The 11,337-nt window shown below is 57.2% G+C and carries 8 protein-coding genes and 1 pseudogene; 2 read left to right on the top strand and 7 right to left on the bottom strand.

Features of this window, described 5'->3' with window-relative positions:
• The coding region (locus tag CW742_RS02120) for an SPASM domain-containing protein (RefSeq protein WP_292415914.1) at positions 1-292 on the top strand (292 nt) is incomplete at its 5' end.
• A gap of 59 nt (positions 293-351) precedes the next feature.
• Entirely contained in the window at positions 352-1,269 is a 918-nt protein-coding gene (locus CW742_RS02115) for a DUF475 domain-containing protein (protein WP_292415912.1), read from the top strand.
• Between the two features lie 74 nt (positions 1,270-1,343).
• Here CW742_RS02115 and CW742_RS02110 read toward each other — a convergent pair whose 3' ends face one another.
• The 7 genes and pseudogenes from CW742_RS02110 to CW742_RS02080 all read right to left on the bottom strand — a co-directional run.
• Entirely contained in the window at positions 1,344-2,507 is a 1,164-nt protein-coding gene (locus tag CW742_RS02110; protein ID WP_292415910.1) for a PAS domain S-box protein, read from the bottom strand.
• Positions 2,508-2,510: 3 nt separating this feature from the next.
• Positions 2,511-4,877 carry a response regulator gene (locus tag CW742_RS02105; RefSeq protein ID WP_292415908.1) on the bottom strand — a complete coding sequence of 789 codons (2,367 nt, stop codon included), beginning with the start codon at positions 4,875-4,877 and terminating at the stop codon, positions 2,511-2,513.
• Positions 4,878-5,074: 197 nt separating this feature from the next.
• The gene (locus CW742_RS02100) at positions 5,075-5,884 is read right to left on the bottom strand and encodes a 4Fe-4S binding protein (RefSeq protein WP_292415906.1); all 810 of its coding nucleotides are present in this window, start codon (positions 5,882-5,884) and stop codon (positions 5,075-5,077) included.
• 4 nt (positions 5,885-5,888) lie between these two features.
• On the bottom strand, positions 5,889-6,305 hold the full coding sequence (locus CW742_RS02095) for a secondary thiamine-phosphate synthase enzyme YjbQ (protein WP_292415904.1): 417 nt from the start codon (positions 6,303-6,305) through the stop codon (positions 5,889-5,891).
• Positions 6,306-6,395: 90 nt separating this feature from the next.
• Entirely contained in the window at positions 6,396-8,894 is a 2,499-nt protein-coding gene (gene gyrA, locus CW742_RS02090) for a DNA gyrase subunit A (RefSeq protein ID WP_292415903.1), read from the bottom strand.
• On the bottom strand, positions 8,884-10,968 hold the full coding sequence (locus tag CW742_RS02085; RefSeq protein WP_292415901.1) for a DNA topoisomerase subunit B: 2,085 nt from the start codon (positions 10,966-10,968) through the stop codon (positions 8,884-8,886). Before CW742_RS02085 ends, gyrA begins: the two co-directional genes overlap by 11 nt.
• A gap of 186 nt (positions 10,969-11,154) precedes the next feature.
• Positions 11,155-11,337, bottom strand: a pseudogene (locus tag CW742_RS02080) (hypothetical protein); the annotation flags it as partial.

Genomic DNA, 11,337 nt, shown 5'->3' with positions numbered 1-11,337 from the left:
GAACATCGATGCACAGGGTAATGTCTGGCCCTGCCAGTTCGCCCGTTCGCGTGAATTCGTTAGCGGTAATGTTCGGAACCGGCGCTTCAGCAACCTCTGGGCTGAGGCGGAGAATCCCTCCTTGGCGCTGTTCCGCAGAAAGGAGATGCAGTTCTCCGGCCGCTGCGGGACCTGCCGTCACCGCAGGATGTGCGGCGGGGGGTGCCGCGTAAGGGCCCATGCCGCAGGCGGGGACTTTGCTGCCGAAGACCCGTTCTGTTTTGTCACGGGCGACAAATCCCGTCCCTTATGACGATAGAGGATAATTCCGCCATCCTTTTCTACCTCCCGCTCACCATATGATCCTGATCCATGGACCTCCTCTCCATCGTCCTTATCGTGGCCGGGCTCTGCCTGTTCGAGACTATCACAAGCATTGACAATGCCATCATCAATGCCGAAGTGCTCTCGACGATGAGCGAGCGGGCGAAACGCTGGTTCCTCTTGTGGGGCCTCATCATCGCCGTCTTTGCCGTCCGCGGCCTCCTTCCGTGGCTCATCGTCTGGCTCTCCTCGCCAGCGCTCGGGCCCATCGGGGCGTTCACGGCTACCTTCTCAAGCGACCCCGCGGTAATTGCGGCCATCGAGGAGTCTGCTCCCATGCTCCTGATGTTCGGCGGGACATTCCTCATCTTCCTCTTTTTCCACTGGCTCTTTTTAGAACACAAGAACTTCGGTATCCGGGGCGAACGGTTCTTTGTCCGGCAGGGCGTCTGGTTCTTTGCGGTTGTTTCGATCCTCCTGACCGGTCTCGTCTGGTTCGCTCTTGGGAAGAGCACGATGCTTGCGTTTGGTGCAGTGGTCGGCTCGACCGCGTTCTTTATTGTCCACGGGTTCCGGCAGAATGCCGAGCTGGCCGAACAGAAGATGCTGCACGGCGACATGTCGGACATGTCCAAGATCTTCTATCTTGAGGTGATCGATGCCACCTTCTCCATCGACGGCGTCATCGGGGCGTTCGCCTTCACGATGGCAGTCCCCCTCATCCTTCTTGGCAACGGCATCGGGGCGTTCGTGGTCCGTGAGCTGACGGTCAGGAATGTCGAGAATATCAAAAAGTTCCTGTACCTCAAGAACGGGGCGATGTACTCGATCTTCTTCCTTGGCATTATCATGATCCTGGACAGTTTCGGCGTCCACATCCCGTTCTGGGTCTCCCCGGCCATAACCTTCGGTATCGTCGGGTTCTTCTATGTAAAATCGGTGAAAGCGATCCCGAAGACTGCATGAAGGGATTCCTGGTGGGGAGAACAGATCAATGTTTTCTGCACACGGCAGTCACACGGAAACAGGGAAAACAAGGATCAGGAGGGGGGTACGGGCAGGGCACTGTTCACGGGCCGGGCCAGGGCAGGATCCAACGATTCCTTCTTTATCCACCCGTTGACAACGATCCCATCGATGACCGGGTTGCCCGACAGGTTGCTGATAATCCCTTCCATGACCCGGGGGGAGCCGTCCACGCTCTTCACCTGCAGCTTCACGGCACGGACCATCCCGGGAGTATTGAGGATCTCCTCAAACACCTGCCGGAATACCGGCAGGCTCTCTTCGGGGAAGATAACGGAGAACGGCTTACCCACGAGATGATCCGGGTCATAGCCAAGGCATCGCGTGATCGAGGGGCTCTCGTGCCTGAGGGTGCCATCCCGGTCCAGGACTGCGATTACGTCAGAAGTGTCCTCGATGAGTGATCGGAAGAACTCCTCGTTCTGCCGGGACTGCTCCTCCTGTACCTTACGGGCCGTGATGTCCCGGATCGAGACTGCGAAGAGGACAACATCACCCTCCGGCGACTTAACCGGGTAGATGGCCGCATCGAACCAGCGGTTGTGGAACTCCTCCTGGAACCGGACCGGTTCCTTCTGGTTCGTGTTGAGGTTCCATGCAGCCATGCGGGAAGAGAGTACTCCCTGTGTGACCAGCCGGGCGATATCGGTCCCGATGAAGTCGCGGACCTCTTTATTGGCCCTCTTTGCCAGTGCCTGGTTGACCGCAAGGAACCTGCCCCGGGGGTCGATCAGGAAGAGGAAGTCATCGGTTGCATCCAGGATGACACGGGTTGTCTCTTCGCTGATCCGAAGGGCGTGCTCCATGGTGTACTTGTAGAGGGCCATCTCGATCGTGGTCTTGAGCTCGAGCTCCCGGAACGGTTTTAGGATATACCCAAAAGGCTCCGTCAGCTTGGCCCTGGCAAGGAACGTGTCGTCGCTGTACGCGGTAAGGTAAACAACCGGGATGTGGCAGTGCCGCCGGATCTTGTCGGCAGCCTCGATACCGTTCATCCTGCCTGCGAGCATGATGTCCATCAGGATAAGTTCTGGATGCAATTCCGCTGCTTTGCGCACGGCAAGTTCTCCGGTCGTGGCGATGGCAACAACGGAATACCCCATCTCGACAAGGCTTTTTTGGATGTCCATCCCGGTCACTGCCTCATCTTCGACAATCAGGATCTTGGCTTCACTCATTCTCTAATCCCCCGAAATCTCTTTTGTGAACTCGATACGGAACTCCGTTCCCCCGGTCCGGTCCAGCGCGATCGTCCCCACCAGCTGCCCGACGAGCGAGATCACCAGCTGGAGCCCCAGCGTCCCGATATTGTCAAGGGTGATCGTTTCCGGGAGACCGACACCGTCATCCCTGACAACGAGCAAGTACCGGTCGCCATCCTGCCGGAGGCTCACCAGGATGGTCCCGGTCCGGTCCCCGGGATAGGCATACTTGAATGCATTGGAGAGTAGCTCGTTGATGATCAGGCTGACCGGGATCGCTTTCTCCAGCGGCAGGATGACATTCTGGCCACGGATATCTACCCGGATCTTCCCTCTCGGTACGCCAAATGACTGCAGCAGGTTCTCGGAGATCTTCTTTAAATAATCGTAGAAATCGATCTCGGCAAAACTCTTTGACTGGTACAGTTTCTCGTGGACAAGGGCAATGGACATGACACGGTTCTGGCTCTCTAAGAGCGCCTCCCGGCTTTTCTCGTCCTTCATGACTTTTATCTGGAGATTCAGGAGGCTTGAGATCACCTGCATGTTGTTCTTGACACGGTGGTGGATCTCCTTTAAGAGGATCTCCTTCTCCCGCAGGGATGCTGCTACGGCATTCTGCAGGTTCTTTCGCTCCGTGATGTTCCGGGCAATCCCGGAATAGCCGGTGTACACGTTCTCCTTATCGAAAGTCGGCGTTGCATTGACCTCGTAGAGGACGATTTTTTCATTCAGCGATGACGGGAGCGGAAGTTCAAATCCTGCAATCTGGTCATGGGCGGGAGCAGACGGGTCGAGGATCCTGCGGATCTGGTCGCGATACTCCGCGGGGGCTATCTCAATGATATTGATGGGCCCCTGCAAACTGCCGTCCTCTTCCAGCACATGGGGACTGATATAGGTGATCAGGCCGGAGGGGTCAACGTGAAAGACGATGTCGCCGATCTGCTCGACCAGGTTCCGGTACTTCTCCTCGCTTACCAGAAGCGCTTCCATGACACGGTTCTTCTCGGAGATCTCTTGTTTGAGGCTCTCCGTGAGATCACTCAGCTCGCGTGTCCGTTCCTTCACCTTCTGCTCAAGATTGGAATTCGCCTCTTTTAAGGCTGATTCCTGCTTTTTCTGTTCTGTCAGGTCGATGACAACGCCGCGGATCCCGGTGATGCTCTGGCTCTTCCAGTCATGGATGGCAGCCGACCGGATCATGGCAGGGAACCGCGAACCGTCCTTTTTCATCAGGGTGTATTCATGGGGATTGCGCTCCCTGCCGCGGAAAAGGTCCACGACACCCTGCTTTGCAGCCTCACGCTCTTCGGGAACGATATAATCCAGGATATTGATGCCGTTTACGATATCGGCAGGAGTGATCCCAAACGTCGGGTAGGTAAGGCGGTTGGCAAAGGTAGCCCGTCCCTCACGGTCGGTCTCGAAGACCATGACAGGGAGGAAATCTGCAAGGGTCCGGTACTTCTCCTCGCTTGCTAGGAGCGCAGACTCCATCTGTTTCCGGTCCGTTACATCGTGGAGGACCCCCTCGATGGCCACGGGTTTTTTGTCAGCACCCCGCAGGATATGGCTGGTGACCGAGACGTGCCGGAAAACACCGCCCTTGTTCCGTAAAATGATCTCGTAGTCGTGGACAGAATCGTTGAGCAGGAGTTCTTCGACCAGCTGCTGCCGCTGTTCCGGGTCCGGGTAGAGATCCAGGACGGAATGCCCGATGAGTTCAGCAGGATCATACCCGGTTAGTTTCAGGCAGGACGGCGACAAAACCAGGATTATTCCCTGCATGTCGGTCCTGTAATACAGGTCATCGAACGTCTCGAAGATGGCGCGGTACTTTTCCTCACTTTTTCTGAGCGCCTCCTCGGCCCGGCGACGGTTTACGACCTGTTCGATTTTGTGCGTGAGGTCAAGGAACATCGCGCGGGGATTTCCCCCCTTGGCAAGGTAAAAGTCAGCGCCTGAATTGTAAGCCTCGATGACGGCATCCTCCCGTCCCTTCCCGGTAAAGATGATGAAGGGCACCGTGTTGCCTTCCTTTCTCAGCTGCCGCAGGAATTCGATGCCATCGGTACCGGGCATCTGGTAATCGGAGACGATGACATCGTAGGCCCTCTTCTCCATCATCCCCCGTGCAGAGCTGACACTCGTTGTTGTGTCTACGGAGAGATTACCCTGCTTTTCCAGTGACAGCTTTGTTGGTTCAAGGAGGGCGGGCTCATCGTCCACATAGAGGACAGATATGGGTACATCTGTGGCAGGATCCTCGTCCTCCGGCATTAAATGGGTGCCATGCGCGGGATCTGCAAGGCGCTTCTGCCTCCTGCTGCTCGGGGACTCCATCTACCGGCCTTCCTGATAAGTCAATACAATAGCAGGTACGTATATAAGATTTTTTATCATACCTCTGAACCATTCCCCTGGTTGAGGGACACAGGGGTAGAAATTGATCGTCCCTAAATATAAAAACAGAGGAATTGTTTTTCCAGAGTAAAAGGAGATGCCCTCCCGGGGGGAAAGCCGATAATTTGAAAGGACCCCTACCGGCTCCCGTATGACCGCACATGTTTCCAGGACCGGTGGAGACTGGCTGCATCCGGGTTCTCTTCATCGTATATCGAGCAGTCCTCGCGCCCGTATACGGTGCGGTCGCGGCCGACCGGGCAGACTTTAATGCAGATCCCGCAGGGAGAAAGGGCACGCTTGTTCAGTGCCTCCGAACGAGCGGTGCAGGTCAGTTTGTCAGTCAGTCCAAGGGGATATTCCTGACCGGGAAGGGCATGCACCGGGCAGGCATCAACGCACCGCATGCACCGGGTGCAAAGGGGCTCTTCCATAACCGCGTCAGGAGGGATCTCTGCGGCAGTAAAGACGGAGGCAAACCGGACCCGGGGGCCGAACTCCGGTGTCAGCAGGACATTGTTCACCCCGAAATTCCCGAGGCCTGCAAGGAACGCGGCATGGCGGTGGGAGAAGAAGGCAACCGGTTTCTCTTTTAAGATCTCAAGCGAGCCATACCCGTCGCGCGGGATCCAGACCGAGGGGAAACCCCGCGAGCTAAGAAACAACGCGATCCGGTACCCGCCCTGGTCCAGCAGGCTGTTGACGGTCTTGTATAATTCACGATACCATATCGATGGTGCGGAATCAACGATGGGCAGGCTGACCGGCAGGCCGAAAACAATCACGGTCTTTGCTTCCGGGCAGATGGCCCGCGGGCGGAACTCCAGGGGAATCCACGGGTCAAAGAGCGGGGTGTCCCAGCGATCGGCAGGGGCAAACCCGACAAGGGGGATATCGAGCGCTGTGCATTTCTGCCGGATCTCCTTCTTCAGGTCATCGCCGGCCATGGACTCATTCACCCGTTATGGTGCAGATGACCGAGCGCGTCCGCCCGGCATTCACGTCCAGTTCAAGGAGGACGACCTGCTGCCAGGTCCCGCAGAGCAGTTCGCCGTTCCCGACCGGCACCGTCAGGGAGGGCCCGACCAGCGCAGCCTTGACATGGGACCGGCCGTTGCCATCGCCCCACCTTGTATTGTGGGCGTAGGGGATGGTGTCCGGAGCAAGGACGGACAATGCCTGTTTCAGGTCGCTAAGCACCCCCGGCTCAAACTCGATGGTCGTGAGTGCGGCAGTCGAGTGCCTGACGAAGAGATGGACCAGTCCTTCCTTGATCCTGCTCTCTTTTACTGCGCTGCGGACTTCTTCGGTAATGTCGATGGTGTCACCCTCGTTCTGCGAGGTGACGTTCAGTTCTTTCCGGTACATGGACGATCCCAATCAGGGATGTCGGGGGCAGGAGAGATAAAGGATGCTCTCCTGGCATGAATACTTGAAAAAAAAGAGCGGGAAAAAGGGTTATTCTTCCGGTTTTTCGGCTTCGCCCTCGCCGTTTCCGTTGCCATTGGCCATCTCCGCCGGCACAACAGCAATGCCTACAACCTTGTCCTTCTCATCAAGTTTCATGACGCGGACTCCCTTGGTGCCGCGGCCGATGATCCGGAACTCGCTGACCGGAATGCGGATCACGATGCCCGAAGCGGTCATGGCAATGATCTCGTCAGTATCTAATACAGCCCGTGACTCGATCACGACTGCATCGCGTTCGAGCAGCATGTTCCGGACACCCATCGTGCCCCGCCCGTGCCCGCGGAACTCGTCGAACTCGCTCCGCTTGCCAAAGCCGACATCGGAGATGGTGAGGAGGTGGTCCTTTTCGAGGAGCGTAATGGCAACGATGGTATCGTCACCCCGGAGCTTCATGCCCCGGACACCCTGGGCATTCCTGCCGACGATACGGATGCTGTCCTCGTGGAACCGGAGGCTCTGGCCGAAGCGGCTGGTCAGGATCAGCTCGTTGTTGCCGCCCGTGAGGATAACGTCCACGAGCCGGTCGTTCTCCCTGAGCTTGATCGCATTGGTCCCGGTGGAACGGGGGTTGGAGAATTCGTCGAGCTGGATCTTGATGGCCTGCCCGAGCTTGGTTGCAAAGATCAGGTACTGGTCGGCCCGGAACTCGCGGATCGGGATAACGGTCGTGACAACCTCATCCTTGAGGTTGAGGAGGTTGACGATCGGCTTGCCCTTTGCTATCCTCGAACTCTCGGGAATCTGGTACACCTTGAGCCAGTACACGCGGCCGATGTTCGTGAAGCAGAGGAGGTAATCCTTCATGCTGGCGGTGAAGACCGAGTCTACGAGGTCCTCTTCCTTCGTGGTCATGCCGGTGATGCCATGACCGCCACGCCGCTGCTTCCGGTAGGTGTCGATGTCCATGCGCTTGATGTAGTTTGCCGAAGTGATCGAGACCAGCACTGCTTTGTCCTCAATGAGATCCTCGGTCGAGAGCTCGCTTGTGTCGAGCGCGATCTGGGTCCGGCGCTTGTCGCCGAACTTCTCCGCAACTGCGGCGGTCTCCTGCCGGATAACGTCCTTGATGTTTGCCTCGTTCTCCAGGATCTTTTCAAGACGCCGGATCTCGGCTTCGAGATCGCTCTTTTCGTCTGTGATCTTCTTCTGCTCAAGGGCAGCGAGACGGCGGAGCTGCATCTGGAGGATGGCATTGGCCTGCGGCTCGTCGAGCCCGAACTGGGCGATGAGGGCATTCCGGGCATTGTCAACGGTGTCGGATGCACGGATGGCCTTGATGATCGCGTCAATTTTCGACAGGGCGATGAGAAGCCCGTTCAAGATGTGGACCTTCTCCTGCGCCTTCTTTAAGTCGAACTCGGACCTGCGCCGGATCACCTCGATCCGGTGCTGGACGAAGTGCCCGAGGAGGCCGTGAAGGTTGAGGATCTTGGGCTGGCCATCGACAATAGCAAGGTTGGAAGTCCAGAAACTGGACTCGAGCGCCGTGTTCTTGTACAGGTTATTTAAGATGACCGGCGCCATCGTGCCCTTCCTGAGCTCGAAGACGACCCGTATGCCCTCCTTGTCGGACTCGTCGCGGATGTCAGAGATGCCATCGATCCTCTTGTCCTTGACCATATCGGCAATCCCGCTGATCCACTGGGCCTTGTTCACCTGGTACGGGAGTTCAGTGACAATGATCCGGTCGCCCCGGTTGCCTCCCTCCGACTCCTCGATCTCCGCAACACCGCGGACGATAACACGGCCCTGGCCGGTGGCGTAGATGTTCTTGACGCCCTCGACACCCATCAGGATCCCGCCGGTCGGGAAGTCCGGGCCGGGCATGATCCGCAGGAGGTCTTCGACAGGGACCTCCGGGTTGTCGAGGTAGGCCGAGACTGCCGTGCAGACCTCTTTTAAGTTATGCGGAGGCATCTTCGTTGCCATACCGACGGCGATACCGTCCGTTCCGTTGACAAGCAGGTTCGGTATCTTTGCCGGGAGCACGGTTGGTTCCTGCAGGGACTCATCGTAGTTCGGGATGAACTTCACGGTGTCCTTGTCAAGATCCTCAAGAAGTGCTTCTGCGTAGGGGAAGAGCCGGACTTCGGTGTATCGTTCGGCTGCCGCGGAGTCTCCGTCGATTGAACCGAAGTTCCCCTGCCCCTGCACGAGCATGTGCCGGTAGGAGAAGGGCTGGGCCATCTTGACGATGGTGTCGTAGATGGAGGTATTTCCATGGGGATGGTACTTACCCATGACGTCACCGACCACCCTCGCGCTCTTCCTGGTGGGCTTGTCGCTCGTGTTGCCCATGTCCCACATGCCGTAGAGTGAACGGCGGTGGACCGGTTTCAGGCCGTCCCGTACATCGGGGATCGCACGGCTGATTATGACCGACATCGCGTAGTTGATGAACGATACCTTCATCTCCTGCTCGATGCTGACCGGCTCGGTGCGGTGGGTCACGGGCACTCCTGCCGGTTCTTCCTTCTTAGATGTCAAGGTTGGTCACCTCCTTTGCATGACGGATGATGAAATTTTTCCGTATCTCCACGTCTTTTCCCATCAGGGTCTTGAAGATCTCGTTTGCTTCATAAGCATCCTCGATGTTCACCTGCCGGAAAATACGGTGGGCCGGGTCCATGGTCGTGTCCCAGAGCTGCTGGGCGTTCATCTCACCAAGACCCTTGTACCGCTGGACGGAGACGCCCTTCTCACCCATTGCCGCGGATACTTTCTGCATCTCCTCCTCCTTGTACACGTAATGCTCCTCCTTCCCTTTCCAGACGCGGAAGAGAGGCGGCTGGGCAATGTACACATATCCCAGCTCGATGAGCTTAGGCATGTAGCGGTAGAAGAATGTCAGGAGCAGGGTCCGTATATGGGCGCCGTCCACATCGGCATCAGTCATGATTACGATATGGTGGTAACGTGCCCGTTCGGCATCGAACTTCTCGCCGACACCGGTCCCAATGGCTGTGAGGAGGGTCTGGATCTCGGCGTTCTTTAAGATCTGGTGCTCGCCGGCCTTTTCCACGTTGAGGATCTTCCCCCGCAGGGGAAGAATTGCCTGGAACTTCCGGTCCCGGCCTCCTTTGGCTGAACCGCCTGCCGAATCTCCTTCCACGATATAGATCTCGGACTTGGCCGGGTCACGCTCGGAGCAGTCCGCGAGTTTTCCCGGAAGGCCGGAACTCTCTAAGGTGCTCTTGCGCCGGGCAAGATCACGGGCGTTCCGGGCAGCCTCGCGGGCCTTTGCTGCGGAGAGTGCTTTCTCGATGATGATCTTGAGCACCTGCGGGTTCTCGTCGAAGTATTCACTCAGGCAGGTGTATACGAGCGAATCTACGATGCCCTTGACACTGCTGTTGCCAAGGCGCATCTTGGTCTGGCCCTCGAACTGGGGGTTCGCCATCTTGACCGAGACCACGGAAGTAAGCCCTTCCCGCACATCCTCCCCGCGGAGCGTGATCGTCGAGTTTTCCTTGATTAAGCCGTTCCTCTTTGCCACGGTATTGATGGTGCGGGTGATGGCGCTGCGGAATCCCTCAAGGTGAGTCCCGCCTTCGCGGGTATTGACCGAGTTGACGTAGGAGTAGATCTTCTCGTCGTACGCGGTGGTGTATTGCAAAGCGATCTCGAGTTCGAGCTTGTTCTCAGGATCCTTTTTGGAGATATCGATCGGTGCCGGGTGAAGGCATTCAGCACCATCGTTGAGGTATTTGACGAACTCGGTGAGGCCGCCTGCATAACAGTACGTTGCCGTATCGCCGGTCCGCTCATCGGTGATGATGATGGTGAGCCCGGCGTTCAGGAACGCGAGTTCCCGGAGACGGTGGGCCAGGATGTCGTAATCAAAGGTGGTAGTCTCGAATATGGTGGCATCCGGAACAAAATGGATCCGGGTACCGGACATCTTCTTGCCGAACTGCAGAAGGAATGCCTGCCGGTTCTCCTGCTCGCTCCTGCCGGGATCGATGACACAGGCAGAGGAGAGCGAGGTCTGGCCCGGTGCGGGGGCCGATTCCGGGGCATCTTCAGGAGTGAACTGCGCTGTCGCACCGTACCATTGTTTGTACCGTGCAATCAGTTCTGCCAGGGTTTCCTCCCGCTGCGACAGCGAAGACGTCATCTTGCCTTGTGCAAACCGCATCTCATAGATGTTGCCATCACGGTATACGTGGGCGGAGAGCCAGTTGGAAAGGGCGTTGACAACCGAGACACCTACACCGTGGAGACCTCCGGAGACCTGGTAGGACTCCTTGTCGAACTTTCCGCCGGCATGCAGGACTGTGAGGACGACCTCGAGGGCGCTCTTGCCATTCTTCTCCATCCGGTCGACCGGGATGCCCCGGCCGTTATCCTCGACCATGAGGGAGCCGTCCCGGTTGATGACCACGGATATACGACTGCAGTACCCGGCAAGGGCCTCATCTATCGAGTTGTCAACAACTTCATAGACAAGGTGGTGCAGGCCGCGGGTATCAGTACTGCCAATATACATCGCCGGACGCTCGCGGACTGGTGTCAGCCCTTCGAGCACCGTGATATGGGATGCATCGTAACTGTCCGTCAAGAAAAACCTCCGTTAAAAAAATGAATACAATTGCGCAGAATATTCACATATACAATTGGTGCCGTGAGCATATAAGCGCTGTGCTCATTTTCAGGCGTGAAAAGGGCAGGTTTTTCTGCACGGAAACCCGGGATTTCCGGAAAAATACGCATTAAAATATATTTTTGGTCGAGCGGGGAGCGGGCTCTACCGGAACTCCCCGACCTCTGCATCTGCAATCCCAAGCTCCTTGTCAATCGCAACCACGAGCCGGTGTAACGTGAAGACGACATCGCGTGCGTCCTCCCCTTCCATCTGTCCCTCCTTTGGCCAGACCATTGTCTTGCTGATTGTGTTGGTGAGTTCCTCGACGTCCGTTCCCCGGAATTT

The organism is Methanoregula sp., from assembly GCF_002835825.1.
GTDB lineage: Archaea > Halobacteriota > Methanomicrobia > Methanomicrobiales > Methanospirillaceae > Methanoregula.
The sequence above is the reverse complement of the archived record's forward strand: the minus strand, read 5'-3'. Positions and strand labels throughout refer to the sequence as shown.

What these genes read in the sequence shown, in the direction of transcription:
- CW742_RS02115 (WP_292415912.1), top strand. Translation starts at nt 352, where the DNA reads ATGGACCTCCTCTCCATCGTCCTTATCGTGGCCGGGCTCTGCCTGTTC.
- CW742_RS02110 (WP_292415910.1), bottom strand. Translation starts at nt 2,507, where the DNA reads ATGAGTGAAGCCAAGATCCTGATTGTCGAAGATGAGGCAGTGACCGGG.
- CW742_RS02105 (WP_292415908.1), bottom strand. Translation starts at nt 4,877, where the DNA reads ATGGAGTCCCCGAGCAGCAGGAGGCAGAAGCGCCTTGCAGATCCCGCG.
- CW742_RS02100 (WP_292415906.1), bottom strand. Translation starts at nt 5,884, where the DNA reads ATGGCCGGCGATGACCTGAAGAAGGAGATCCGGCAGAAATGCACAGCG.
- CW742_RS02095 (WP_292415904.1), bottom strand. Translation starts at nt 6,305, where the DNA reads ATGTACCGGAAAGAACTGAACGTCACCTCGCAGAACGAGGGTGACACC.